Origin of the sequence: Paenibacillus sp. PCH8 (assembly GCF_002968835.1) — a bacterium.
Taxonomy (GTDB): Bacteria; Bacillota; Bacilli; order Paenibacillales; family Paenibacillaceae; genus Paenibacillus.
Genome location: NZ_PKQK01000002.1, coordinates 609,530 through 635,098, shown reverse-complemented (window position 1 = coordinate 635,098; position 25,569 = coordinate 609,530). Strand labels below are relative to the sequence as shown.

The 25,569-nt window shown below is 44.3% G+C and carries 28 protein-coding genes and 1 pseudogene; 25 read left to right on the top strand and 4 right to left on the bottom strand.

Going from position 1 to position 25,569, the window contains the following annotated elements; all coding sequences use genetic code 11:
* From C0Q44_RS15600 to C0Q44_RS15520, 18 genes and pseudogenes are all read left to right on the top strand, one after another.
* Positions 1-339: a hypothetical protein gene (locus tag C0Q44_RS15600; protein WP_105408194.1), complete on the top strand. Its 339-nt coding sequence runs from the start codon at positions 1-3 to the stop codon at positions 337-339.
* Between the two features lie 80 nt (positions 340-419).
* Positions 420-1,193, top strand: a complete 774-nt coding sequence (locus tag C0Q44_RS15595; protein WP_258166355.1) for a stalk domain-containing protein — start codon at positions 420-422, stop codon at positions 1,191-1,193.
* Positions 1,194-1,458: 265 nt separating this feature from the next.
* Positions 1,459-1,599 carry a hypothetical protein gene (locus C0Q44_RS30230; protein ID WP_181151014.1) on the top strand — a complete coding sequence of 47 codons (141 nt, stop codon included), beginning with the start codon at positions 1,459-1,461 and terminating at the stop codon, positions 1,597-1,599.
* Positions 1,600-1,617: 18 nt separating this feature from the next.
* Positions 1,618-1,974, top strand: a complete 357-nt coding sequence (locus tag C0Q44_RS15590; protein WP_105408193.1) for a type II toxin-antitoxin system RelE/ParE family toxin — start codon at positions 1,618-1,620, stop codon at positions 1,972-1,974.
* Positions 1,975-2,126: 152 nt separating this feature from the next.
* Positions 2,127-2,498: a type II toxin-antitoxin system PemK/MazF family toxin gene (locus tag C0Q44_RS15585; RefSeq protein ID WP_105408192.1), complete on the top strand. Its 372-nt coding sequence runs from the start codon at positions 2,127-2,129 to the stop codon at positions 2,496-2,498.
* Between the two features lie 141 nt (positions 2,499-2,639).
* Positions 2,640-2,876: a hypothetical protein gene (locus tag C0Q44_RS15580; RefSeq protein ID WP_105408191.1), complete on the top strand. Its 237-nt coding sequence runs from the start codon at positions 2,640-2,642 to the stop codon at positions 2,874-2,876.
* Between the two features lie 95 nt (positions 2,877-2,971).
* Positions 2,972-3,775: a hypothetical protein gene (locus C0Q44_RS15575; protein ID WP_146113460.1), complete on the top strand. Its 804-nt coding sequence runs from the start codon at positions 2,972-2,974 to the stop codon at positions 3,773-3,775.
* 194 nt (positions 3,776-3,969) lie between these two features.
* Positions 3,970-4,293, top strand: a complete 324-nt coding sequence (locus tag C0Q44_RS15570) for a hypothetical protein (protein ID WP_105408189.1) — start codon at positions 3,970-3,972, stop codon at positions 4,291-4,293.
* A gap of 17 nt (positions 4,294-4,310) precedes the next feature.
* Entirely contained in the window at positions 4,311-6,038 is a 1,728-nt protein-coding gene (locus C0Q44_RS15565; RefSeq protein WP_105408188.1) for a recombinase family protein, read from the top strand.
* Positions 6,039-6,087: 49 nt separating this feature from the next.
* Positions 6,088-6,513, top strand: a pseudogene (locus tag C0Q44_RS15560) (ATPase, T2SS/T4P/T4SS family); the annotation flags it as partial.
* A 22-nt stretch (positions 6,514-6,535) separates the two neighbouring features.
* Complete coding sequence (locus C0Q44_RS15555) at positions 6,536-7,297, top strand: type II secretion system F family protein (RefSeq protein WP_105408187.1); 762 nt, start codon at positions 6,536-6,538, stop codon at positions 7,295-7,297.
* Positions 7,298-7,309: 12 nt separating this feature from the next.
* A complete protein-coding gene (locus C0Q44_RS15550) occupies positions 7,310-8,179 on the top strand; it encodes a type II secretion system F family protein (protein WP_105408186.1) in 870 nt (289 codons plus the stop codon).
* Between the two features lie 11 nt (positions 8,180-8,190).
* A complete protein-coding gene (locus C0Q44_RS15545; protein ID WP_105408185.1) occupies positions 8,191-8,382 on the top strand; it encodes a Flp1 family type IVb pilin in 192 nt (63 codons plus the stop codon).
* The gene (locus C0Q44_RS15540; protein ID WP_105408184.1) at positions 8,363-9,040 is read left to right on the top strand and encodes a TadE/TadG family type IV pilus assembly protein; all 678 of its coding nucleotides are present in this window, start codon (positions 8,363-8,365) and stop codon (positions 9,038-9,040) included. The genes C0Q44_RS15545 and C0Q44_RS15540 overlap by 20 nt, the downstream gene beginning before the upstream one ends.
* A 69-nt stretch (positions 9,041-9,109) precedes the next feature.
* Positions 9,110-11,248: a hypothetical protein gene (locus C0Q44_RS15535; protein ID WP_181151013.1), complete on the top strand. Its 2,139-nt coding sequence runs from the start codon at positions 9,110-9,112 to the stop codon at positions 11,246-11,248.
* Between the two features lie 29 nt (positions 11,249-11,277).
* Positions 11,278-12,309, top strand: a complete 1,032-nt coding sequence (locus C0Q44_RS15530; RefSeq protein ID WP_105408510.1) for a TadE/TadG family type IV pilus assembly protein — start codon at positions 11,278-11,280, stop codon at positions 12,307-12,309.
* Between the two features lie 11 nt (positions 12,310-12,320).
* Positions 12,321-12,833 carry an A24 family peptidase gene (locus tag C0Q44_RS15525; protein ID WP_181151049.1) on the top strand — a complete coding sequence of 171 codons (513 nt, stop codon included), beginning with the start codon at positions 12,321-12,323 and terminating at the stop codon, positions 12,831-12,833.
* A 35-nt stretch (positions 12,834-12,868) separates the two neighbouring features.
* Positions 12,869-14,656 carry a DUF6382 domain-containing protein gene (locus C0Q44_RS15520; protein WP_105408182.1) on the top strand — a complete coding sequence of 596 codons (1,788 nt, stop codon included), beginning with the start codon at positions 12,869-12,871 and terminating at the stop codon, positions 14,654-14,656.
* 25 nt (positions 14,657-14,681) lie between these two features.
* Here C0Q44_RS15520 and C0Q44_RS15515 read toward each other — a convergent pair whose 3' ends face one another.
* Positions 14,682-15,593, bottom strand: a complete 912-nt coding sequence (locus C0Q44_RS15515; RefSeq protein ID WP_105408181.1) for a TIGR01777 family oxidoreductase — start codon at positions 15,591-15,593, stop codon at positions 14,682-14,684.
* Positions 15,594-15,753: 160 nt separating this feature from the next.
* The gene (locus C0Q44_RS15510) at positions 15,754-16,221 is read right to left on the bottom strand and encodes a DUF2621 family protein (protein ID WP_181151048.1); all 468 of its coding nucleotides are present in this window, start codon (positions 16,219-16,221) and stop codon (positions 15,754-15,756) included.
* 170 nt (positions 16,222-16,391) lie between these two features.
* Between C0Q44_RS15510 and C0Q44_RS15505 the strand changes: the two genes are divergently transcribed.
* Entirely contained in the window at positions 16,392-17,498 is a 1,107-nt protein-coding gene (locus C0Q44_RS15505) for a deoxyribonuclease IV (RefSeq protein WP_105408180.1), read from the top strand.
* A gap of 43 nt (positions 17,499-17,541) precedes the next feature.
* Positions 17,542-18,435, top strand: a complete 894-nt coding sequence (gene purU, locus C0Q44_RS15500; RefSeq protein WP_105408179.1) for a formyltetrahydrofolate deformylase — start codon at positions 17,542-17,544, stop codon at positions 18,433-18,435.
* 96 nt (positions 18,436-18,531) lie between these two features.
* Here the strand turns inward: purU and C0Q44_RS15495 are convergent, their stop codons facing one another.
* Positions 18,532-19,008, bottom strand: coding sequence for a hypothetical protein (locus C0Q44_RS15495; RefSeq protein ID WP_105408178.1), 477 nt, complete (start codon positions 19,006-19,008; stop codon positions 18,532-18,534).
* Positions 19,009-19,441: 433 nt separating this feature from the next.
* On the opposite strand from C0Q44_RS15495, the gene tkt reads away from it, so the two are divergent.
* The 5 genes from tkt to C0Q44_RS15470 all read left to right on the top strand — a co-directional run bounded on the left by tkt (position 19,442) and on the right by C0Q44_RS15470 (position 24,930).
* Positions 19,442-21,484 (top strand): transketolase, encoded by a 2,043-nt coding sequence (gene tkt, locus C0Q44_RS15490; protein ID WP_105408177.1) that lies wholly within the window; start codon positions 19,442-19,444, stop codon positions 21,482-21,484.
* Between the two features lie 208 nt (positions 21,485-21,692).
* The gene (gene ppnP / locus C0Q44_RS15485) at positions 21,693-22,010 is read left to right on the top strand and encodes a pyrimidine/purine nucleoside phosphorylase (protein WP_105408176.1); all 318 of its coding nucleotides are present in this window, start codon (positions 21,693-21,695) and stop codon (positions 22,008-22,010) included.
* A 194-nt stretch (positions 22,011-22,204) separates the two neighbouring features.
* Positions 22,205-23,560, top strand: a complete 1,356-nt coding sequence (locus C0Q44_RS15480) for a glucose-6-phosphate isomerase (protein WP_105408175.1) — start codon at positions 22,205-22,207, stop codon at positions 23,558-23,560.
* Positions 23,561-23,689: 129 nt separating this feature from the next.
* A complete protein-coding gene (locus C0Q44_RS15475; protein WP_105408507.1) occupies positions 23,690-24,322 on the top strand; it encodes a YigZ family protein in 633 nt (210 codons plus the stop codon).
* 5 nt (positions 24,323-24,327) lie between these two features.
* A complete protein-coding gene (locus C0Q44_RS15470; protein WP_105408174.1) occupies positions 24,328-24,930 on the top strand; it encodes a TetR/AcrR family transcriptional regulator in 603 nt (200 codons plus the stop codon).
* A 153-nt stretch (positions 24,931-25,083) separates the two neighbouring features.
* Here the strand turns inward: C0Q44_RS15470 and C0Q44_RS15465 are convergent, their stop codons facing one another.
* Positions 25,084-25,485, bottom strand: a complete 402-nt coding sequence (locus C0Q44_RS15465; RefSeq protein ID WP_105408173.1) for a secondary thiamine-phosphate synthase enzyme YjbQ — start codon at positions 25,483-25,485, stop codon at positions 25,084-25,086.
* Positions 25,486-25,569 lie beyond the last annotated feature (84 nt).

Here is a 25,569-nt window from a genome sequence, read left to right as displayed (position 1 = left end):
ATGAATAAACGATTTGAGCTAGAGAAAAAACTGATGGAAGAATTGATTGAAACGAAAGACTTGTATGAAACTACTATGGATGAGTACGACATTTTGATGAATTTTATTATGGAGCACAATCTTACAAAGTCTTTGGATTCTTACATCCATCAACAATTAAAGAAATGCGATGATGAATACTTTATTGATCGCTATCTGCAATTGATTACAAATCCCCTAGAGGAGAATATTGATGAAGAAATAAGTGTAAGTGTGGAGACATCAGGCGCTCAGCCATTCTTTTTTGTTAATGGACAGCCTGTAGATTTCACCAAAATTTTTGTAAGTAGTTCTAAGTAATAGAGTCAATGTAACCGATAATCCTATGGTATAGTCTTCCATATGGGCTATACCATACTTTAATCGGAGGGGTACATAAGATGAAAAAGATGCTTAGTAAACTACCTACATTTCTACTTGGAACGGTTGTCGGAATTACATTGACAGCAGGTACAGCAGTTGGTGCGGCTACATACCTTAAAGCCATTCATATTAACACAAAAATAGTCGTAGACGGTACGCAAGTAAAACTGTCTGATTCTCCACTTAACGTGAACGGAAGGCTCTATCTCCCTGTTAGAGACACGGCAAATGCCATGGGCTACTCAGTTGAATCTGTAACTAGTACTCAAGTGTCACTTAAAGAAGGAGTTACTGCAAGCAGTACAACAAATAGTACAACAAATAGTGAGTCAACTGGAACCACCGTTACAAATAGCAATTCGAACAATAGTACAACGACCAATAATACAGGAGGACAATACGTGCAAGGACTTCATGAAAAGTATTCCACTGACGGGAAACTTGATGCAGCAAAAGTCAAGGAAGCAATTACAACTAAAAAGATTACTGTGAACACACAAGATAAAGATTCAGGAAATAGTCTGATGCACTATGTTGTATTGGAAAATAACTATTCCTTATACCTGACAATTAAACGTAATGCATTGGACGTTAATTTACTAAACAACCAGAAACAAACACCGTTACATCTAGCGGTAATCAACAAAAACTCATTTTACTATGGGGAACTTGAACAATTAAAGGCGAACCCCAACATCGAGGACAAAAATGGACTATTACCTATCGACTATGCAGAAAAAAATTCCGTGTTTGATATTGGACTGGATGCTTATATGCGCTTTTACAAATAGTTCAATAAACATGTAACACCAACAAGCGTCTAGACTAATTCTAGGCGCTTTACTTTTACCAACTAAATGTTCAGATAACAGATCACTTTTACCAACTAAAATGTTGCATATACATTGTATATGTTATATGAAAGTGGTATCATAAAGGTATGATCTTCCTGTTCTACGTTGGGTAAAGTGGGTATATACCTGTTAGTGAGAAGGCAATACTTTTACCAACTAAGGATTTGGAGGTATGTGTAATATGTGTGAGGAGGACAAGGATATGAATGCAACAATTAAAAGGCCAATTAGTCCTGCCGAGTCTCTTAAACAATCTTTGATTGAAATGAAGCAAATAAGAAGTGGTAAAGCGAAAGGAAAGTCTTGGAGAGAACTTCGCGAAGAATTGAAAAGAGATCAGTAAAGAATGGGGTAGTTGATTTTGTTCGAAATTATTGCAACCGAACAATTTGAAAAAGACATCAAATTCTATAAAAGGAAAAAGAAATTTACTAACATTGATGATGATATCGATGCGATCATAGAAGAATTGGAAGAGGGCAACCTAATCGGAGATGAACTCAAGGGGTTAGAATTGCCCTCTAATGAACACTCGTTTAAGGTTCGGGTCGCAAACTCTAATACTAACGTAGGTAAATCTAACGGATATCGTCTTATTTACTACGTTGTTAAGGACGATTTAACAATTTTCCTGCTGACTGTGTACTATAAGAAAGAGCAAGAAGATATTACTGTTAGAGAGATTGTAGGCTTAATTGAGAAATATTGCATGGATTAATTAACTACATAACATCCAAAAATAAGACCAAAGGATTGGGCAAATAAGCCTGATCCTATTTCTTTTATATAAAACACAAAAATAATACTTGTAAAATAGTGTAATCTGAATTATAATTCAAATATAAAGAAAACGACAAACGGAGTGATGAAATGTTGACTGCTGAAAAGACGGAATATAAACGGTACGAGCTTTGGTTTGCTGAGTTGCCAGCAGCAAGCGGTAGCATTCAGCGTGGTAAGCGACCAGTGTTGATATTGTCCAATAATGTTGGAAATCGATATAGTCCAACTGTGCAAGTGGCTAGTGTGACATCTGTTAAAAAGAAACCCCTACCTACACATGTTAACTTGAATGCATCTGAGTGCGGATTGCGTGATAATAGTATTGCAATGCTTGAAACGATGACCACTATTGAAAAAGAAAAGCTCTTGTGGAGGATTGCTGAAGTTCCTGCCACTTATACTCCTCAATTGGATAGAGCCGGACAAATTCAGCTTGGATACGTTAGTGCATGGGATTAACCTACATACGGCTTAAACAGTGTTTTATATAGATAGACACCTTGACGATACAATCCAGAGGTGGTGATGCGATTGACTTGACTTTGATTTAAATTAAGCTGTCAATTGGTGTCTATCAAATTAAAACACGGAGGAAAGTATATGCATAATGGACTGAGAGAAGTAAAAGAGAATGAGGAATTTGATTTTATTGAGTTGGTCGATGGTGAAACAAAGGACTTTTCAAAAGAGAAGTTGTATGATATTAAGCTGGATGATGGCTCTATTTTTGGAGTGGAGGGTGAACGCTACGTGATCGACGATACATATACAGCCAACACAGAGATGTTCTATAACCCAAATTTTAAATTGAAGTACTACAAGAAAGTTAGCGAGTAGGAATTGTACTGTAACAGGGGTCGGGCTTAATGTCCGACTTCTGAATTCTCAATAACACAAAAATAATATTTTATTATAGAAAGGTCGGATATTCATTGTCAGATAAAAAGAAGGGTAGACCATATATGGTACTCCCATCGGAAATTAACAATTGGAATGAAAAGTATGGTGAAAATACTTATTTACCAAGAGCGATTCTATGCACACAGACCTTAATTGAGAATGAGATAATTGATGAAGAGCACGAATTTGCCTGTTACCTACTATTCAAATCAATAGAATCCCGTATCCATAGTTGTCGCTATGAGCAAGGTGTCTATAAGGGAGTTCATTGTGCTTGGAGTGATCCAATTAGTGGAGTAATGGATGTTATCAAATACAAGTCAGAGATGTGGCAGGGTTGGATTGAGCAGACCAAAATTTTTCTAGATAACGATCAGCAGCAAAGTTACCGTCCCACAGTAGACCGCAGAGATACTGACCCCAAAATTGGATACAGGTTATCTAACATTGCCATGCTACCATTCGGCCAAAACTCTTATAAGGCGCAGGCCAAGCCAGTTTATGCATTTGAGATGGGGAACAATCAAACCAATGTAATCCCCACATTTAGAAGATATGATTCGATAACAGATGCAAAGAGAGACATGGGTTTACCTAAACTGGATAACGATACTGGAGTTTTCACAAACACTCAAGATGGAAAAATGGTTTTGATACAATCAGAACAATCAACGACTGGTCAAAAAAACATTGAAGTAGACAGTAATGAGAATGAACAGAAAGTATATACGGGTTACATACCGATAGGCCAGATAGAAATAGATGGACAACTATATACCATTAATCAACCATTCACCTTCGAACAGATGCAGATTAAATTGAGGGATAAAATATAGATACATAACGAAAGAGCAAATAGGCTGTCCAAAATACAATTCTAAGTCCACTAAACGTTACATCTTTGTTCTGGTACTGAACACAATAGAAACAATGCTTAGAATTGATTCTGGACAGCTTAGTGTGGTGTCATGGGGTGACACCTGCTGTCACCTCTGATAGTGGCAAATATAATATGAAAGGATGATTAATATTGATTGAAGCACTTGAATATAGTGAGCGTGAAATTGTCATAGTTGAACAAAACGAATTTGTAACCTACATTTGTCAAGAATTTAGCATCAACGAGCACTCTCTGTACAGTGACTACTATAAGAAACTGAAAGAAGTTCAGGAGAAATGTAGCTTGTTCGATGTGATGAAAACTATAAAAAAGAATGCCGAAGCGATTAAAGGATTCATTCAACAAAATAATGACTATAACGATGATGTATTTACAGCTTTATCAGTTATGAAACTAGGCATAAAGCTTCATTTAAACGATAATTTAGACAGATTGAACAGTAGAATTACATAAGTAAGGAGAATTCAAATATGATTGCAACTTTCTATGCTCGTGTATCGACAGACAGCGACGAACAAAAAAACAGTATTGTAAGCCAAGTAGATTATTTTAATACATATCTTAATGAAAACAATTACCAACTTGCTAAAACAGGCGTGTTCTATAAAACAAATGGAACATTTACTGTAACAAGCGGGTATTATGTTGATGAAGGGTTTTCTGGTGCAAAATCTAATAAATACAGAAAAGCTTTTCAAGAAATGATGAATGATGCACGAGCAAGAAAGTTCAACATAATACTTACTAAGAGCATAAGTAGATTCGGGCGTAACGTTAAGGAATTATTGGCAGCAGTAGCTGAGTTGAGAAGCTATGACATTGCCGTGTACTTTGAGGATTTAAAAATTAACACGATGAACAGCAGCGATAACTTCAAGTTGACTATCTTTGCAGCTCAAGCAGAGGAAGAATCCAGAGCAAAAAGTGAAGCTGTGCAGTTTGGTAAACTCCAAGGCTATAAAAAAGGTATATGGGGTGGTCGTGCTCCTTATGGCTATGATGTTAGGCAAGGGAAATTGGTTGTAAATCCAAATGAAGCACCGATTGTTAAAAGAGTATTCTCCATGTACCTGAATGACTGTATGGGTTTAAGGAGTATAGCACAGCAACTTAATGCCGATGAAGTTCCTACTAAACGTGGTGCCAGCTTGTGGGATCAAAGTTTGATTTCAAAAATGCTGAAGAATGTTGTTTATACAGGCGAATTAAGGTTACATAGGACAAAAAAGATGGATTTAAACCAAAATTTAGTTAAGAAAATACCGATTGATCAGCAAATTGTAACCTTCGATAGTGACTTAGTATTGGTTGATACTGAGGATTTTGTATTGGTTCAGATTGAAAAAGAAAAGAGGAGAGAAGACTTTGGAACATTAAATGTTAAAGAGATTACGGTTGAAAACAATGGAGAAATTGAAAGGCAAAAGGTGCATATTCTTGAACGTGGTTTATCTAGGCATTCATCCAAACACATTTTCTCTAATATTTTAAAGTGTGGGAATTGTGGTGGGAGCATGAGAAGAAAAGTCCAACGCAATAAACATAGAACTTTCATACAATGGATATGTCGTAACAATGATCAGTATGGCAGAAAGGGATGTCAGTATAGAAATCTCCAATACGAAGAAGAACTAATGAAATATGTTAAAAGAGAGATAGACAAGTATCGTAACAATGAACAGATTCACCAAGAGAATCTTAATTACTACATCAAATCTCAGTTTGATTTAAAGAATGTGGAGCGAGATATACAGATACTGAAGAACGAGACTAAGGAATTGACTCAGGAGAGGGAAGTAAACTTCAGGCTGTTGACGAAAAGCATAATTGATGATCAGGAGTATGAGCAACGCAACACCTCAATTCAGGCTAACTTGACTGATAAACAGAACAACTTATCACGGCTTGAGAATATAAGTGTTGAGATTGAAAAACTTGAATTACGCCATAAAAAGTTTTTGACATTTCTGTCTCAGGTTGATGTTGACAGTCTAACTAATGCCACTCTGAGACAGATCATAGACAGATTTGAAGCAACTTCACCTGATGGAGCAGCGCCCTTACCTAGATTTACACAGCATGAGTTTAACGAAAATCAATTAAAAATTTATTGGCGCGTATTTGGGAAGTCGAGAGAAAGTGTAATTGAGGATACAGTAGATAAACTTATAGATGGCTTCACATTAGACAGCTTATAATAGCTGTTTTTATTTTGGTCTTATTGTACCCACTTATATATCCATACCACAGGCGATGAACACCGGGCACGATGGATCGCTGTCTACCGGTCATGCGAATACAATCTCGGATATGATAAGCAGATTAGAAACGATGGTACTCAGCGGTGCGGATCTTCCGATTGCAGTAGTAAGACAGCAGATCAGTTCGGCAATAGATATATTCGTACATTTATCGCGGCTTCGGGATCGTTCCAGGCGGGTGACTGAGATCAGTGAAGTGATTGGCATGCAGGACGGTGAAGTCTTGCTAAATCCACTATTTCGTTTTCGAGAACGGGAAGAGCAAGAAGGTAAGATTATTGGAGGGTTAGTGCAGGTTGGGAAGTTGATTCAGGTGGACAAAATCCAGATGGCCGGGCTCGGGGAATGGCTGAATGAATACATAGAACAATATCGTGTTGAATCAGAGTCATCAGATAACAACGTAAATTGAAGTCATTGGAAGGTGATTAAGGTTGGGCGAAGCCAGACAGATATTGACGGATTACACTGTGTATACGCTCTCCCGTAGACAACGTGTGGTCTGTAGGGTGATCAGTGGTTTGTTGTTTTTCGGTATCGGCATTCTGTTCTACCATCACTGGTTGGCAGGATTGATACTGGCTGCAGGCTGCATATGGGTACCGAAACATTGGACCAAGGTACTGCTTGAACGAAGAAGAATGACGCTCAGTTTACATTTTAAGCAAGCGTTATATGCATTATCTTCTGCGTTGGCAGCAGGCAAATCGGTGGAAAATGGATTTAAGGAATCTGTAGAGGACTTGAGAATGCTGAATCCGGAAGCGGATACCGATCTGATTCGTGAGTTCACGATATTGCGGACACGGATGGAGTATGGTCAACCTATTGAGGAAGCGTTACAGGATTTCTCGGATCGGGCGCAGGTTGAGGATATTACGAATTTTGCGGACGTGTTCATTACGTGCAAGCGAACTGGCGGAGATCTGGTTGAGGTTGTGCGCCGCACATCTGCCATGATTGGTGAGAAGCTGGACATTCAGCAGGATATTATGGTGGCGGTGTCTCAGAAAAAGTTTGAATCAAAGGTCATGTTTGCCGCTCCATTTATTTTTCTAATCTTTCTCAACCTGACCGCCAAGGATTTCATGGAGCCGTTATATAGCGGGATGGGCTACCTCATCTCTAGTGGTGCATTAGCTGTCTTGGCCTGCTGTTATCTGTGGATTACTCGCATTATGGATATCAAAATATAAGGAGCTGAAGGGATGCTGCTTCCCATTATAGTCATAGGGGTGCTCGGTGCTGGATGGCTGGTGCTGGATCAGACCCGAGGACAGACCTACCGACATCTGCGCAAACTGGATATGGAAGGGCTTCGTTTGAAAAAATGGCACGGACCCTTTCTGTTTGTACTGGACAAGTTCGAGGTGGGGCGCAGATTGCCTGTTCTCATGTTCCGAATGCAACACGCCATTCAGAAAATGTATGGCATACAGCACAGCGGGGAGAAAACGATGCTTTACTGTGCTGAAATGTTGACCTATACGTGGCTCATGTTGATGGCAGGATGTCTGTTAGCGCTTATTGGGGACATGGGCATCGGAGGAATGGCAGGTGGGCTGGCGCTTGGTGTAGCATTGCCTTTTGCACTCTACAAAGATCTTCATACCAAGGTGCAACGAAGAGATCAGGATATTCTCATGGAGCTGCCGGAGCTGTTAAACCGGATTGTACTGCTGGTTGGTGCAGGGGAGACTGTGCAACGTGCGATCGTTCATTGTGTGACAAGCCAGGGGGAACGGAATCATCCGTTGTATAACGAACTCAGAAAAACAGTGGGGGATTGGAACAACGGGTACTCGTTTCAACAATCATTTGAACAGTTCAGCCGCCGCTGCGGTGTACAGGAAGTAACGATTTTTACTACAACGGTGCTGCTGAATTTCCGGCGTGGGGGAGGTGACTTTGTATTGGCGCTACGGGATCTGTCACATGTGTTGTGGGAGAAACGCAAGGCGGTCAGTCGGGCTAAGGGAGAACAGGCTTCTTCCAAACTGGTGTTTCCGATGGTGCTGATCTTCTTTACGATCGTGGTCATGATCGGGGCACCTGCTTTTATGATGATGAATATGTAGGAGGAATTGGGATGATGGAAGTGTTGAAGAGCAAGGTGAATGCATTTTGGAAGGAAGAAGACGGGCTCGGTACGTTGGAGCTGATCCTGATTATCGGCGTTATTATCATTATCGCTCTGATATTCAAGGATCAAATAACGAAATTAATTACGAGTCTGCTCGGTAAAGTGGACACCAAAAGTAATGAATTTTTCCCGGGTTAACAGGTTAGAAAAGGAAGAAGGGAGCTTCACCGTTGAAGCCTCCCTGATCTTCCCTGTCGTGCTGTTTATTCTTGTGTTGTTGCTCTTTTTCACCATGTACATGTATCAAAAGACATTCTTGAATCAACATGCCTATGCAGCTTCCGAACGCGCGGCATATAGCTGGAACAATAGCCATAAGCAAGCGATGACGGGTGAATTTGTCGCTGGAGAACATGACAATCTGTACTGGAGATTGACGGATGATCGGTTGCTTGGAGCACTGTTTGGTTGGGCAGGCGCAGACCATCAGGTTAGCGTTTCTGTACCTGCTGGTGAAGGTGGGAGTCTTTCGGAACAGAAATTAGCACAAGCTGTGCAGCACATGCCCTCAGCCATGAAAGGAACGATTGAGTATCAGAACTCTCTGATTCAGCGGAAAGTAACGACCAAGCTGGAGCAGGTAATCTCTTTGCCTCTTCCTTCTTTTTTGTTCGATTCAGGTAACCGTGTTCTGACCCAGGGATCATCCGCAGTAGTTGAACCGGTTGAATTCATTCGAACAGTGGATCTGGTCCGTTATTACGCAGCTAAGTTTAAAGGCAAAGGCGGAGAAGCCGCGAGTACTGCAACGGAAGCAGGACAGGTTGTGCAGCATTTTGGCAAAAGCAAAAAGTGAGAAAAGGAGGAGGGAAAGCTGTTTAGAAAAAAACACGGGGAGTCGGGAGCCGTAACCCTTTTTTTAATATTGATTTTGGCCGGAGTCTATATGTTTGTAGCTATATTCATTGATTACGCTCGTATTGCGGCATTCAAAGTACAGACCGAAAGAATGACACATGCTGCGATGAGATCCGTTATGTCAGCCTATGATACGTCACTCCGGGAGTATGGTTTATTCGGGTATGGTGACAGCAGTGGGGATGCCATTATGGCTAAGGTGCTGAATGATAGCGTGAAGCCTTCATCCGTGAAAGATAGATTCCCTATTCTGGATATGCAGTGGGATACAACTTCACTGAGCATGGAGCGTGAACTGGGCAGATATGATATTTTTAATCGCCAGATTCAGGAGGAGATGAAGTATCGGGCTCCGGTTGATTTCACCCTGGAAGTGATCAATCGTTTCAAACCGATGTCGGACGAGATGAAGGAAGCCGCGCATACAGTAGACTTGCTGAAAAAATTACAAAAGCTATATGACAAACGTGAAGAATTGCTGGACGATGCTATTACCAATCAGACGGAGTCCGCGGAGAAGCTGAAGAATCTTCCGAAGCTGATCATGGACCCGCCTTTGCAAGCTATCTATGAAGAAATGCTGGAAGAAACTCCAGAGACAGCTACCGAGGCAGCCGCGCGTTATGCAGATTATCTGAATAAGAAACAGGCGGATGAGGGGCTACCGTTCAGAGAGCAACAATACATATTGGAACTGGCTCGTTATCGGACAGGTGTTAGTAATGTGGTGACAGGTATCAGCATAATCATACAGCCAGCGTTACAGGCCCATCAGACGAAGCTGGAGGAAGCACAGTCTAAGATTGAAGAAGCGCGCAAGATTAACGAGGAGATGAAGCGTGTTATTGCAGAGGGGGAGAACCGTGCACAGAATGCCAGCTACGACAACGTGGGCAACTCGACTCTGCCCGGAACGATTCCTCCATCTACAGGATCTGGCAGTGAAGCCAAAAGCGCACGTTCTCTCGCTTCAGAACTTGTCAGGGCAGATCGTCTATTTGATCAATTGAAGGCACGGGTTATTTCACAGAATTCGGACTTCGCCAACGTTAGAAGAGACAACATGGAGCTGAATACACAGCTTCGCTATGTTACAGGCATGAGTGGGGTTCCCATTAAACCTGCGGTTAGGCAGGCAAGTCAGATTACAGAACGATATATGGATTCTTACGTGCGTACAGGTCCTTCTAATCTCATTCTCCAGAGCAAGCAAGAGCTTGAGAGTGGTCGTGGATCAGATGCCCAGCGCAAAGCGAATGACAAAGAATCCAAAGGGAAATTGAAGGATCTCAAACGTATCTTGTCACAGATTGAGAAGGGAAGTTCCGGTTCCATGGAAGCTTTCAAACAGCTGGAAGAATATTATAACGCCAGTATTGCTTTTAATGAGGCTAGTCGTGAGGAAGCCAAAAAGGCCGAAATTGCTGGTGATCCTTATGATTCTGGTGGCGATGCCATGAAGGGCATGGATAGTTTGTTTGGTGGAATGTCGGGTCTGTTGGATAGTCTTGGCGAGGAACTGTTTCAGAATGAGTATGCCTTGGCGTATTTCAATTCTATGGATTTTGGGCAGTTATTTAACTGGACTGAAGGAGGCGGAGATACAGATGATGTCTTCAAACTGGAGAATCAGGAACTGGAGTATATCGTCTATGGTTTCCACAATCCTTCCGGTAATATAGCCGCAGCATATGCAGAGATCTTTGGCATGCGTCTCGCTATTCGAACAGCAGAAGGACTCATTGAAAATAGTAAGCTGGGAAATCCACTTTTGGTTTTGTCTGCGGCGATTCTTTACGGCATCACAAACGCGATAGCAGATATGGTGAAATTGGCAAAAGAGGGTAGCGTGGAGTTGTCCAAGTCTATCAAAATCAAACTGACTTACAGGGATCATCTTCGATTGTTCCTCTTGATGCATAGCAACAATGAGCGCAAGATGTCCAGAATGCTGGCTCTGATTCGATTGAATACCGGGGTTAATCCGGAAGAGAAACAGACGTATGCCTCGGGCAACATGCGTAGTAGCATCAAGCTGTGGTTTTTGCCAGGGGTCGTAAGAAGCATAGGTGCAGTCATGGGTAGTGAGGATCAGGTTGAAGATGGGCGATTTTTCATTGAGCGGAAGGCGGATTATTCCTATTGAATGATCGGGATCGTTTCGGTGGAGGGATTATGGATAAGCAGCAACAATATGAAAAGGAATGCTCCCAATTGCAGATTCGTTTAACACGAATAAGTCGATTGGAACGTTTGAAGTCTCTGAATAAACAGATTAGTTCTCCGAAAAAGGAACAGGGCAGCATGGTTCTGGAAGCCTCATTGGTGTTGCCTGTCTTTCTGTTCTTCGTCATGTTTCTCATCTTCATTGTGCAAATGACTCTAGTCTCCACAGCACTCCAGAGTACGGCTGGAGAAGCCGTTAAGCAGTTATCAACGAAAATATACCCGGTTTCCCTTGTGTTCACCCCTTCTGATTCTGCTGGCGGCGAAGGCTCCGATGGGGGCTGGAAAATACCGGAGTTATCTTTGACAGAGTGGGCAGAAGGATATGCTTCTTCACTGCCCGAGCCGTTAAGTGATTGGGTACGTTCAGCAGCTGCCAGTGGTGAGCAACCCTTACAGGAGATCAAGACATCCGTCTTGGAAACCGTGCTTGATCCTACAGTCAAACCGTTGCTACAACCTTTCTTGGAGACAACGCTGCTGGACATGGAACGTGTACATGTTAATGGTATATCCATACCGGATCTCAAGAACAAAACAAATCCATATTTCCGACTTGAACTGAGTTATGAATTACCGTTGAAGGTTCCCTTTCTTGGCAAACCACTGCGGATTCAAGCTGCTGCGGCAGAACGCGTATGGATTGGGGATACAGGAGAAGGCTCGGACAGTAGCGGGGGTGATGGACATCTTGCGGGTTCAGCAACGGTATTGTCGAAGCCTGACCCGGCATACATAGGCAACAATGCAACGATTAAAGTGAAGGTTGAACCAGGGGCGACCGCCAACTTAACGATATTTTACAAGTCAGGCGAGAGTTCTGCGAAACACATTGGCTGGGCTACCGCAGATGAGAATGGGATCATTGAGTGGAACTGGTTCGTCGGAACTCGGACAACGGAAGGATCATGGAGTTTTGTAGTCGAGACAGCGGATGGTAGCAAGACGGAGACTACATTTACTGTAGCTTCCAAAAAATAATGAAGGAGATGATGGAGGTGGAATGGTTTTACTTCGTCTGTGGCTTATACGTCATTGCAGCTTTTATTACAGATGTTCGTTCCATGAAAATTCCGAATCGATTGACTTTACCGGTGACCGCTGCTGGTGTACTGGCCCATATCATATGGGGAGGATGGGATGGTTTCTTATTCTCGGTCGCCGGATTTGCAGCAGGTTTTGGTATTTTGTTCCTGATGTACGCGATTGGAGCGGTAGGTGCAGGAGATGTGAAACTGTTTGGCGGTATAGGCGCATGGACGGGACTTACGTTCGGCATTCATGTCATTATTTATTCGGTTCTGTATGCCGGAGCCATTGGTTTAGTGATACTTCTATTCCGCAAGGATTCAGCGGAACGGCTTCGAGGGATGGCAGGTAATCTTGCAGGGTTCTTTATGCTAGGTTCGCTCAGGCTGGTGAGCAAGGAGAAGACATTGAAGTTTCCGTTTATGTTGGCTGTTTTACCTGGGTTCATCAGTGCTTATGTCTACATGACTTTCTAAAAAATAATAAGGTTTAACGGAAAGAGAGGATTGGCATGTATGGATTAACGAGAGATTTTATTCGTAACGGCGGAGCATACATGGTTTTGGAAAAAGCAGGCGGGTTACGAATGGAGGAATTGAGTCGGGTACAGATGGGGATGTTGTCCTCCAATCAGATTCCGCGACTACTTCCTGTTCATATTCGGGAAGTGGATCGAAATGTAACTTTGCAATACGACATATCAGGATACAAAATGTTGTCCCAGATTTTAAAGTCGAGCAAGATCAAGTTACGTGTTCTGTATGGTCTGTTATTCCAACTGGCGGACGCCTTCACGGAATGCCGGCAATATATGCTGGAACCTCGTCAATTATTGATTCAGGAGGAATACTTGTTCATCAACGGTTCATTCGAACAGGGAGAGCTTGGGATCGTATACGTACCCCTTATGGACACGGTTGAAGTTGATCCGTTACCTCAGCAATTCCGTGAGCTGGTCATTAGGCTGATGGCTCATGTTCAGGAACTTCAGGGAGAGGGCATTCAGCGCGTTCTGCAATTATGCGATAACGAACGTTGGGATATCAGACAATTGCGAGAGCTTTTGCTGGAGCTATACGCTGACGAGCAAGAAGGTGCAGGCGGCGCAGCATCTCTCTCGTCTAGAACAACTGAAATAGTGGGCGGTTCAGAAGGTAATCTTTATTCAACGATTTCAAAGCGGGATAGCAGGGTTGCTTCTGGTAATGCTGGGCAATATCCTTATCGTGATCCCGGTCAATACAGCTCTGAGGAGCCGCAACTTCATTTTCGAAAGCAACCGAAGATAGCTGCTTCCGAGGTGGGAGAAGTTACATCACGGCCTAAACATTTTCCAGGAAGACGGTCGAATGGGGATTCTTCATTGGATGGCCCAAGCCATGTTAGTCAGACTCGACATCCTGCGTTTGGTTCACTGGAGCGGGATAATATGGAGATGGAAGAGGAAAAGGAAGAGAAAGAGAAGTCCGTATCTTCCAAAGGTACCTATATCATACTGGGCTGCATGGTTGCCACCGCGTTGGTATGGAGATTCATATACATGGAGCAACCGGGACAGACACAGATGATTCTCTCCGCAGTACTAAGTCTTGGCTTGCTTGGTGTGGCAGGATGGACTTGGAAGCGTAAGGGGAACCCTCAGAATGGCGCTGAGAATAAGCGGTCTTTTTCATTTGGATTGGGCAAGAATAGAGAAAAGCAAGAAGAGGATGAAGAAGGCATCTATCAGGAGAGTTGGCGCTGGAATGCAGTGGATAAGTCGGAAGAACTCACAAACAAACCGGTGGAATCGGCTTCAGAAGGCAGTGCTCATGCCCGCTTTCGCAATCTGCACATAACACCTGAACATTCCGATCCGCCGTTTGTTCAGCATCATGTTGAAACGATAGCTTCAACTTCGGATTTGGCTCGACATGACGCAGTTGCAGAAGCAACGGTAAACTTGCAGAATCTGGCTGGAATTGGCGTTACAGGGGCAAGTCCGATCGTACCATCGTTTTATTTGGAAAGAAGATTGGCAACGAGTGACAAGAATGAACGAATGGATGTACATGGCGCTTCTTTTGTGATTGGAAGATCGGTAGATATGGTTCAGTGGGTGGATACAGCGACCGGCGTGTCCCGTGCTCATGTGGAATTGAGCCGGAACAAATCGGGCTATGTGATTAAGGACCTGGGTTCCGTTAATGGAACCATTCTTCAAGGTAATATTCTTGCTCCTTACAAAGAGTATCCATTGGCGGATGGAGATACATTTACCCTGGCGGAATCGGTCTACACCTATCGAGCGGTTGGATGAGCCACAGTTCAATCCCAAGGTTCAATCAGTCGGATAAGCTACGGTGCTTCAGATCTTCAAGGGCCTGGGTTAAGGTGGGGAAGGTGAATTGGAATCCGTGGTCGAGTGCTTTCTGCGGAATGACTCTCTGCCCCTGAAGCACGACAACGGAAAGTTCACCGACCAAGGTTTTAATCAGGAAGCCAGGTACGGGGAACCAGTGAGGGCGATGATACACCTTGCCCACCGTGCGACCAAATTCATCATTAGTAACGGGGTTTGGTGTGGAAGCATTGACCGGGCCCGAGATTTCTTTGTTTTGAATCGTAAAATCAATCAGTCTGACGATGTCCATAATGTGAATCCAGCTAGTCCATTGTTTGCCACTGCCGAGCTTACCGCCAACACCCAGCATGTAAGGTAGTTTCATTAATGGAAAGGCACCTTTTTTATGACCGAGTACCAAGCTGACCCTGATTTTAACGAGTCTTACATTCTTGATCGCATCTGCAGCAACTTCCCATTGTTCGGAGACCCGGGACGGGAAATTCACGGACTTCTGCGGACTGCTCTCGTCGAAGGTTTCGGTAGGGGAGGTCCCATAGATAGCCATGGCAGAAGCCTGAACAACCACTTCCGGTTTTTGTTCCAGTGATTCCACGAGTCGGGCTACCCGGGCGACAGTTGTTACTCTGGATTCAACAATCTCCAGCTTCGCTTTGGTCGTCCATCGTTGATTCAACGTTTCTCCGGCTAGGTTAACGAGAGCGTCCATGCCTTCCACCAATTGAGGTTGTTTTTCGACTTGTTCCCATGATATATATGTAAGATTTTCGCTTGGATTATGCAAGTCAGGCAGTTTGCGTGTAATGACCTTCACCTGGTGTCCGGCTTGCAGCCAGTAATCCACAAGTGCTCCTCCCACAAACCCCGTACCTCCACAAATGGCAATTTTCATATTGAACATCCTCTCTGTATTTTCACTACGCTGACATATATTCACGAATCGACAAACAGCCCCGGAAGGTAAGCAATGCATGTTGGGTTGACTTACCTGACGGAGCATATCTGTATCTACTTAACCAAATGGGTGTCCGGCTTAACTCATTATTATAATTTTATTTAATCAGGTGTTGGTAAGGGGAATAGTCGATTTTGTTTTTCTCCAAAAATTTCATTAAAAACTTATTATCCCGCTTAGGTGTGGCTATAATGTATCCTTTAATGCAATGATCTCTAGATACTTCCTTTGCTTTGTCTTCGACTGCAATTCTACCAATCTCGGCAGAGATCGAATGTTTGGCGATGTCGCGAAACGGCCCGGGTACAGGCTCCACAAGTTGATCCAAAAAAGTTTTGGCTTCATCTGTCCATAAGTGGCGGCTGGCTTCGACCCAATAATTCTGCCAATCGAGTTTGGATTTTCCATCTGCTTTGGGTAGCACTTTCAAAAACTTGCGCATCATAAAGAATCCACCGATACACATGCTGCCAAGCAATAGAAAAGTCCAAAATGCGATCGTATTCATAAACCAATTGCTGGGGGAACTGCTGGTTAGTATCATCGCGTAGGAGTCGAAAATCATTGCGGAGTCACCTCGGTTCATTGATTTTCACGGAAAGACGGATTCCGCCTACCCATGTTCCACATATTTGCTGTCAAAAATAGCCTCTATCCCGAATTATAGCGCATTTCTAGATTTATTTCGATAATCGCGTTAGAATAAGGAATAATTCAGATTAAGGGGGATTAATAATGCTGAAAATCGGCTCCCACGTGTCCTTCTCGGACAAGGGATTATTGAGTGCAACGAAGGAAGCGTCCTCGTACGGTTCCAGTTCGTTTATGATATATACGGGTGCACCACAGAATACGCGTCGCAAGCCAATTGAATCCATGTATCTTGAGGAAGGCAGGTTGGCCATGCAAGAGGGTGGAATGGAAGATATCGTTGTCCATGCACCATATATTGTTAATCTGGGCTCCTACAAAGAAAATACCTACAGACTAGCTGTAGATTTTCTTCAGGAAGAGATTCGACGTACACATGCTATTGGTGTCAAAAACATCGTATTGCACCCCGGTGCTTTTACAGACAAGGATGCCCACTATGGGATCGGACGGATCGCAGAGGGGTTGAATGAAGTGCTGGAAGGCGTGAAAGAGACGGATGTGAATATCGCTCTGGAAACCATGGCTGGCAAGGGTACGGAAATGGGACGAAGTTTCGAAGAACTTGCCCAGATTATTGAGAAAGTGACGTATAACGAACGCCTCACCGTATGTATGGATACATGTCATATTCATGATGCTGGCTATGATATCGTCAATGACTTTGATGGTGTACTGGAACAATTCGACCGTACGGTAGGACTTGACCGCATCGCCGTCATGCATATTAATGATAGTAAGAATCCAGTAGGCGCGCACAAGGACCGTCATACACCGATTGGTTCTGGCTGGATTGGGTTTGAGGCCATTAACCGCATCGTCAACCATGAGAAGCTTCGAGGACGTCCGTTTATTCTGGAGACACCTTGGATTGGCAAAGAAGCCAAGACACAACGTCCAATGTATGAGGTGGAGATTGCACTGCTTCGTGGGGATGTCGCTGGTCGTTTCGGCCAGGAATTCCTGACAGAAGTAGAACAGTTGCAGCACTTTTTCAAAGGTAAAGAGATTGAGTCCCGTTCGTACATTCTGGATGTGTGGACATTGCTCAAGAATGACGCAAAAGCCAAAAAGGCAGATCCACGCGAACCGCTGGAACGCCTCTATGACATGGTGGCTGAAGCCGCATTGTTCCCGCATTTGAATGAAGAACAACTGAATCATCGCTTGATTGCCTGGCTTGCGGGTTAACCCCCGCAGGTCATGGCTCAATTGAAGGAGGAAGAATAACCCGATGGAGATCCATGCTAAAAAAGTACGACCTGATTCTAAAAACCGCGCTGACCGGGCGCGTATGCTCATTTCCTGTCCGGATGGTCCAGGAATTGTTGCTGCTGTATCTCACTTCCTGCACCAGCATGGTGCTAACATTGTTCAGTCAGACCAGTACACGATGGACCCTGCTGGCGGCATGTTCTTTATGCGGATTGAGTTCGATCTTCCGCAGTTGTTGACCAATCTTCCCAAGCTGGAAACTGATTTTGCCGAAGTTGCAAGCCGTTTCCAAATGGAATGGACGCTTTCTGCGGTCAGCCGCAAGAAGAAACTGGCTATCTTTGTCTCCAAAGAAGATCATTGTCTGGTTGAATTGCTCTGGCAATGGCAGGCAGGTGACCTGGATGCAGATATTGCTCTTGTGGTCAGCAACCATCTGGATATGAAGGATTATGTAGAATCATTCGGCATTCCATATCATCATATTCCGGTCACAGCAGATACGAAAAAAGATGCGGAGCAGCGTCAGCTGGACGTCATCGGTAACGATGTGGATGTGATCATTCTGGCCCGTTACATGCAGATCATCTCTCCAATGTTCATTGAGCACTATCGCAATCGCATCATCAACATCCACCACTCGTTCCTGCCAGCCTTTGTGGGTGGTAAACCTTATGCGCAAGCGTACAATCGTGGTGTCAAAATCATTGGCGCGACAGCGCACTATGTAACGGAAGAGCTGGATGGTGGGCCCATTATTGAACAGGACGTTCAACGTGTAAGCCATGGGGATGATGTAAGCGAACTGAAGCGGATCGGACGTACCATTGAGCGTGTTGTGCTTGCGCGTGCCGTGAAATGGCATGTTGAAGACCGTGTTCTCGTTCACGAAAATAAAACCGTCGTATTCTAAGCTCACACTTTAATACTGTGCAAGGTTGATTCGGAACCATGGTAATCATTCATAAGAGTTCACTAAATGGATCAACAAAAAGGCGACTCCAGTTCATTATGAATTGGAAGTTGCCTTTTTTGTGTTTATATATTTTCCACACAACCCAAGCACCATACCAAATAACAAATGCCCAACGACCCAGTAGCAGATGGCTTCCACATCGTACAGATCCGGCACACGTGAAGACAGTTGGGAGAGTGGGATATAGAGCAGAGACGAGGCGGCACCGAGCATGATTCCCTTGAGAATAGGGCGCCCAAAATGTTGAATCCACCACAGATAGAAGATTCCGATGACAATGGACACGACGAGATGCAGAGAAAACTCAATAATTTCCGGTAGTGTTGGCGGTAGAACAGGTACAAAATCGATATTCAGAAGCAGGGTGTATACTTTTTCACCAGTGTAGGCCTGAATCGTCTTGAGGAAAAGCCCGAGAACAACACCGGAGACAACACCGGTTATGATGCCGGATATCCAGGGTAATGAATACTTTGGCGAACTGGACGGATGAAGAGCAGGGTCTGACAATGCATCGCGACCTCCTTAATGGATGTGTTTATTATGAAAAGTAAACCACAGCTCGGCTCTCGAATCGATATTCGGGACATGATATGTAGAATGAGCCTGGATACTATAAAAGTGTATGGTTTTCCGGTTAAAGGTTATACTTCATGCGATGGATTTGCAAGGCTCTTTAATGATGCCCATGTGCTCAAGTGCCTTATATAGTGCGATTTTTGTTTCATAGGCAAGCGAATGCTCATCACAAACAACTGATTTTTCATGAACTTCTAAAAGAAGGTTATGGAAAAGCTTCACGCCAAGTGATACAATACAAAAGTGAATAAGTCAAAATGAAACACTCAAGCGGATTCACTTATTGTGAAATTCGGTTTGCTTGGTTGATGAGAGGGATTCGCTTGCGCACCCGACTTATCTAAAGACATGAGGAGGACAAACCATGACTGACAAGAACGAAGCGATTCAAAAAGACGAGAACACTACGATCGACAACCTGTCGATTACTACCGTACGTACTTTGGCGATTGATGCAATTGAGAAGGCAAATTCCGGACACCCGGGTATGCCGATGGGCTCTGCTCCAATGGGGTACCAACTTTTTGCAAAAACGATGACTCATAACCCGGACCACCCAACTTGGGTTAACCGGGACCGTTTTGTCCTGTCTGCAGGACATGGCTCCATGTTGCTGTACAGCTTGTTACACCTGAGCGGATATGATCTTCCTATGGAAGAATTGAAACAGTTCCGTCAATGGGGAAGCAAAACGCCGGGTCACCCGGAATTCGGACATACTGCAGGTGTTGATGCAACAACCGGCCCATTGGGTCAAGGTATTGCAATGGCAGTAGGTATGGCGATGGCTGAAGCTCAACTGGGCGCAACGTACAATAAAGACAAATTCAACGTGGTTGACCACTACACTTACGCAATCTGTGGTGATGGTGACTTGATGGAAGGCGTATCCCATGAATCAGCTTCCCTGGCTGGACGTTTGCACTTGGGCAAACTGATCATGTTGTTCGATTCCAATGACATCACACTTGATGGTAAATTGGATCTGTCTTCTTCCGAAAGCATCGCGAAGCGTTTCGAAGCTTATGGCTGGCAAGTGCTGCGTGTTGAAGATGGTAACGATCTGCCTGCAATCGAAAAAGCAATTCAGGAAGGTCAAGCAGATAGCCTGCGTCCTACACTGATTGAAGTTAAAACCGTTATTGGTTATGGTAGCCCGAACAAACAAGGTAAAGGCGGCCACGGCGGTACTCACGGATCACCACTGGGTGCAGACGAAGCCAAATTGACTAAAGAGTATTACAAATGGGTTTACGAAGAAAACTTCCACGTACCAGCTGAAGTTCGCGATCACTTTGCACAAGTGAAAGATCGTGGTATCTCTGCTAACAAAGCTTGGGACGAGAAATTCGCCGAGTACAAAAAGGCATTCCCTGAGCTGGCAGCTCAATTCGAAACAGCGATTAACGGCGACCTTCCAGAAGGATGGGACCGTGATCTTCCTAAATATGCAGCAACAGACAAAGCTCTTTCCACTCGTGTAGCATCCGGTAACGCTCTGAACGGTCTGGCGCACAACGTGCCACAACTGACAGGTGGATCTGCTGACTTGGAAAGTTCCACAATGACTCACTTGAACAACTTGGAGAACTTCACACCTGAAGATTACTCCGGCCGTAACATCTACTTCGGTATCCGTGAATTCGCTATGGCTGGAGCAATGAACGGTATGGCACTGCACAGTGGTGTGAAAGTATTCGGAGGTACGTTCTTCGTATTCACCGACTACCTGCGTCCGGCTGTTCGTCTGGCTGCCCTGATGGGATTGCCTGTAACGTATGTCCTGACTCATGACAGTATCGCTGTTGGTGAAGATGGTCCTACGCACGAACCAATCGAGCAACTGGCATCCCTGCGTATCATTCCTAACCTGACGGTTATTCGTCCGGCTGATGGTAATGAAACTTCGGCTGCTTGGGCTTACACACTTGAGAACAAGAGCAACCCGGTTGCACTCGTACTCACTCGTCAAAACCTGCCGATTCTGGAAGGTACGGTTGAAGGTTCACGTGAGAACGTGAAACGTGGTGCTTATGTTGTTTCTGATGCAAAAGACGGCAAAGCAGTAGCACAAATCATCGCTACGGGTTCCGAAGTACAACTGGCTGTTAAAGCTCAGGCTGCACTGGCTGAACAAGGTATCCAAGTTCGTGTAATCAGCATGCCAAGCTGGGATCTGTTCGAGAAACAAGACAAAGCTTACAAAGAGTCCGTTCTTCTTCCGGACGTTAAAGCTCGTCTTGCCATTGAAATGGCTTATCCAATGGGCTGGGAGAAATATGTTGGCGATCAAGGCGACATTCTCGGAATTAGCACATTCGGTGCTTCCGCGCCTGGCGACCGTGTTATCCAAGAGTATGGCTTTACAGTGGACAACGTGGTTAGCCGCGTAAAAGCATTGCTGTAATAGAGGTTGTTCAAAAAGTCTGCTTTTGATTACGAAGGATGCCTCCCGGCATCATCAGCGTCGAATATGGGATTCAGCCGAAATAAGCGGGGGGCTTACGAAGTATGTTTCAACCATGGCAGTAAGTTATTTCCGCAGAGCAGGGGTGGTCACCACCCTGATCTGTTTTGCCTTTTGTTTGTATTAACTTCAGGGGAGCGGGTACGCAATGTCACAATTCGATCAAGTCAGTGTAGTGAAAGAGGCCAACATTTATTATGAAGGTCAGGTAACCAGTAGAACGGTTATTTTGGGGGATGGCAGCAAAGTGACTCTGGGCATCATGCTTCCAGGCAGCTATGAGTTCGGTACGGATTCCCGTGAAATCATGGAGATTCTGTCCGGAGATCTGAAAGTGTTGCTTCCCGGAGAAGAAGAGTGGCAAGAGATTCAAGGTCAAGCTACGTTCCACGTGCCTGCCGAGTCCAAATTTAAACTGGAGATACGCAGCGTTACCGACTACGTCTGCTCGTACCCGGCGGAATAACACAAGAAGGGTAAGCAGAACCGCACCCCGCGGATTCGGTTTACCCTTTTTGCTTCTTGAATTCTAACGACAAAATTCGAGCCGCAAGCTTGTCAGCCCCGTGGATTTGAAGTATCCTTATGCTAAGTTGTTTAGTATGGAAAACGGAAATAAAACGGAAATAACATAACCGAAATCAGGAGGTTTTTGAGATCATGGCAAAAAAAGTGACATTTGACTATAGCACTGCACTGCAATTTGTAAATCAGCACGAAGTGGACTATTTCGCTGAACCGATTCGATTGGCTCACGAGCAGCTTCATAACGGTACAGGAACAGGCTCCGACTATCTGGGCTGGATTGACCTGCCAACGGCTTATGACAAGGAAGAGTTCGCTCGCATTCAGAAAGCGGCTGCCAAAATCCAAAGTGACTCCGAAGTACTGATCGTAATCGGTATCGGTGGATCATACCTGGGTGCACGTGCAGCAATTGAGATGTTAACACACTCTTTCTATAACAATCTGCCAAAAGACAAACGTAAAACACCTGAGATCTACTTTGCAGGTAACAATATCAGTTCTACGTATGTTACTCATTTGCTGGATCTGGTTGAAGGCAAAGATTTCTCCGTTAACGTCATCTCCAAATCGGGTACAACGACAGAGCCGGCAATTGCATTCCGTATCTTCCGTGCAGCATTGGAGGAGAAATACGGTAAGGAAGAAGCCCGCAAGCGTATCTATGCTACAACAGACAAAGAGCGTGGTGCACTGAAAGAACTGGCGAATGCAGAAGGATACGAATCTTTCATCATCCCGGATGATGTAGGTGGACGTTATTCCGTTCTGACCGCAGTAGGTTTGTTGCCAATCGCAGCTGCTGGGATCAGCATTGAAGAAATGATGCAAGGTGCAGCTGACGCATCCAAAGAATACAGCAATCCGAATGTAGCCGAGAATGAAGCTTACCAATATGCGGCTGTTCGTAACGCTTTGTATCGCAAAGGTAAAGGTACTGAAATTCTCGTAAACTATGAGCCTTCCCTGCACTTCGTATCCGAGTGGTGGAAACAGTTATTCGGAGAGAGTGAAGGCAAAGACTACAAAGGGATCTACCCTGCTTCCGTTGACTTCTCCACTGACTTGCACTCCATGGGTCAGTTCATCCAGGAAGGTAGCCGTAACATCTTCGAAACTGTCATTCAGGTTAATGAAGTTTCGGAACATATCTCGATCAAATCCGACCCGGATGATCTGGATGGATTGAACTTCCTTGAAGGCAAAACAATGGACTTTGTTAACAAAAAAGCATTCCAGGGAACACTGCTTGCACATACGGATGGTCAAGTACCAAACCTGATTGTGAACATTCCAGATATGTCTCCATATTCTTTCGGATATCTGGTATACTTCTTTGAAAAAGCATGCGGCATTAGTGGCTACCTGCTGGGTGTCAATCCATTTGACCAACCAGGCGTGGAAGCTTACAAGAAAAATATGTTTGCATTGCTGGGCAAACCAGGCTTTGAAGAAGAGAAAGCGGCGCTCGAAGCGAGACTTTCTGAATAATTCATTGGTTTGTTCATATAGTTAGATAAGATATGTAATTCCCAGATGTTAATAACCAGAGCAGTTCATCCACGTTCGCGTGGGGAACTGCTTTCTTGTAAAATGGAAGAAATGGAAAGTTGGATTGGGATGATTGAACGTTATCGCACGGTTCGAGGACCGGGCAATCTGGAAATTGTAATCAAGAAGTCGCGATTTATCGGTCATATTATGCCGGTTACCACAGAGGCAGAGGCAGTTGCCTTTATCGATGATATCAAGAAAAAACATTGGAATGCGACTCATAACTGCTCTGCGTATATGATTGGGGAGCGGGATGAGATCCAGAAGCAATCCGATGACGGGGAACCAAGCGGTACAGCAGGGAAACCCATTCTTGAAGTGATCAAAAATCAGAAATTGAAAAATGTGGCGATTGTAGTTACGCGATACTTCGGGGGAATTATGCTTGGAGCGGGTGGGTTAATTCGCGCTTATACGGATGGAGCTGTGGCAGCCATTGAAGCGGGAGAAGCCATCACGAACGTACTGCATCGTGAAGTTTTTGTTGAACTGGATTATACGTGGCTGGGCAAAGTGGAAAATGAGTTAAGGAGCCGGGAAGTCCGTACAGGTGAAACTGGATTCACCGATAAGGTTACGTTGACTTGTCTTCCGCCGCATAGTGATACCGAGGCATTTATAGCCTGGATCACGGATTTGACGCAAGGACAATCCCGGATCACGGAGGGACAGCGGCTTTATTTTATTGAAGGGGAATAAAATATATGGCTAGAAGAGCAGTCGAACAGGAGTTATCGAGGGAGCGGATACTGGAGGCAGCGAGACACCTTTTTATTACCAAAGGATACCGCGCCATTTCGATGCGAAGCATCGGCCAGCATCTGGGCTATAGTCATGGGTCGCTGTATTATCACTTTAAGGAAAAGGCAGAGCTGTTCTATGCCATTGTGGTTGAAGATTTCAATCATCTGGGGCATTTGCTGATGCAAGCTATGGTCAGGCCGGTTCGTGATGATGTGAGCAAGGTAGAGCACATCATGATGGAGTTTATTCGTTTTGGTCTGGAGAATCCATATCAATACGAAATTATGTTCATGATCAGGGACGAGGAACTGTTGTCATATTGTCGTACCGAACAGGGACGTTGCTTCGAATTGTTTGCATCTATCCTAAGGCAGTATATGAAAGAAGAGAACTGTACGGATGAGGATATTCAAAGGGTACCGCGTACGCTATTTTTGGCTATGCACGGATTCATTTCTTATTACATTCAGGACCGTTTAACGTTTGTGGAGATTGAATCGTCTGCGCTGTCTCATGTCAAAGTGCTGTGCCGCAATCTGGGTCAGCAGCCTGGCGTCCAATAATGGCGCTATTGTCGCACCCCTACACTTCAGGGCGGTGATTTGTCATAACTTTAATTCTGTATTACGTTGTCTCACGAAAGTCATTATGCGCAGAAAATCAAGCCAGGCGGCTCCGTACCCGAAATAGGGTGGACCGCCTGTTTGTGTTTGACGCTAGCCTTCCATGATTTTGAGAAAGTACTTCCGTTCACGTGGTCCATCGAATTCGCAAAAGTAAATGCCTTGCCACCGGCCGAGCAATAGCTTACCTTCATGAATGATCACCGTCTGTGATGGCCCGGTTGTGATCGATTTGAGATGAGAGGCTGTATTGCCTTCAGCATGTCGATACTCGGGATGCTCCCAAGGATACACTTCATCCAGACGTAGCAATACATCGTGTTTTACATCCGGGTCTGCATTTTCGTTGATGGCAATACCCGCCGTAGTATGCGGACAGTAGATGAGCACCGTCCCATTCTGTACTCCACTACTCTGGACAACCTGTTTTACTTCCCACGTAATATCTTGGATCTCGTCTCGTTTGGAAGTCGATATATTCTTCGTATATAACATTGTAGACCACTCCTTATACATGTGATGTGTCCTCTAGATTGTACCTCAACCACTCCATACTCAACAAACCGCGTCATATGACGA

Bases quoted from the DNA above. Each gene is read 5' to 3' on its own strand.
- C0Q44_RS15600 (WP_105408194.1), top strand. From the start codon at position 1: ATGAATAAACGATTTGAGCTAGAGAAAAAACTGATGGAAGAATTGATT.
- C0Q44_RS15595 (WP_258166355.1), top strand. From the start codon at position 420: ATGAAAAAGATGCTTAGTAAACTACCTACATTTCTACTTGGAACGGTT.
- C0Q44_RS30230 (WP_181151014.1), top strand. From the start codon at position 1,459: ATGAATGCAACAATTAAAAGGCCAATTAGTCCTGCCGAGTCTCTTAAA.
- C0Q44_RS15585 (WP_105408192.1), top strand. From the start codon at position 2,127: ATGTTGACTGCTGAAAAGACGGAATATAAACGGTACGAGCTTTGGTTT.
- C0Q44_RS15580 (WP_105408191.1), top strand. From the start codon at position 2,640: ATGCATAATGGACTGAGAGAAGTAAAAGAGAATGAGGAATTTGATTTT.
- C0Q44_RS15565 (WP_105408188.1), top strand. From the start codon at position 4,311: ATGATTGCAACTTTCTATGCTCGTGTATCGACAGACAGCGACGAACAA.
- C0Q44_RS15550 (WP_105408186.1), top strand. From the start codon at position 7,310: ATGCTGCTTCCCATTATAGTCATAGGGGTGCTCGGTGCTGGATGGCTG.
- C0Q44_RS15545 (WP_105408185.1), top strand. From the start codon at position 8,191: ATGATGGAAGTGTTGAAGAGCAAGGTGAATGCATTTTGGAAGGAAGAA.
- C0Q44_RS15540 (WP_105408184.1), top strand. From the start codon at position 8,363: ATGAATTTTTCCCGGGTTAACAGGTTAGAAAAGGAAGAAGGGAGCTTC.
- C0Q44_RS15530 (WP_105408510.1), top strand. From the start codon at position 11,278: ATGGATAAGCAGCAACAATATGAAAAGGAATGCTCCCAATTGCAGATT.
- C0Q44_RS15525 (WP_181151049.1), top strand. From the start codon at position 12,321: ATGGAGGTGGAATGGTTTTACTTCGTCTGTGGCTTATACGTCATTGCA.
- C0Q44_RS15520 (WP_105408182.1), top strand. From the start codon at position 12,869: ATGTATGGATTAACGAGAGATTTTATTCGTAACGGCGGAGCATACATG.
- C0Q44_RS15515 (WP_105408181.1), bottom strand. From the start codon at position 15,593: ATGAAAATTGCCATTTGTGGAGGTACGGGGTTTGTGGGAGGAGCACTT.
- C0Q44_RS15510 (WP_181151048.1), bottom strand. From the start codon at position 16,221: ATGATTTTCGACTCCTACGCGATGATACTAACCAGCAGTTCCCCCAGC.
- C0Q44_RS15505 (WP_105408180.1), top strand. From the start codon at position 16,392: ATGCTGAAAATCGGCTCCCACGTGTCCTTCTCGGACAAGGGATTATTG.
- purU (WP_105408179.1), top strand. From the start codon at position 17,542: ATGGAGATCCATGCTAAAAAAGTACGACCTGATTCTAAAAACCGCGCT.
- tkt (WP_105408177.1), top strand. From the start codon at position 19,442: ATGACTGACAAGAACGAAGCGATTCAAAAAGACGAGAACACTACGATC.
- ppnP (WP_105408176.1), top strand. From the start codon at position 21,693: ATGTCACAATTCGATCAAGTCAGTGTAGTGAAAGAGGCCAACATTTAT.
- C0Q44_RS15480 (WP_105408175.1), top strand. From the start codon at position 22,205: ATGGCAAAAAAAGTGACATTTGACTATAGCACTGCACTGCAATTTGTA.
- C0Q44_RS15475 (WP_105408507.1), top strand. From the start codon at position 23,690: ATGATTGAACGTTATCGCACGGTTCGAGGACCGGGCAATCTGGAAATT.
- C0Q44_RS15470 (WP_105408174.1), top strand. From the start codon at position 24,328: ATGGCTAGAAGAGCAGTCGAACAGGAGTTATCGAGGGAGCGGATACTG.
- C0Q44_RS15465 (WP_105408173.1), bottom strand. From the start codon at position 25,485: ATGTTATATACGAAGAATATATCGACTTCCAAACGAGACGAGATCCAA.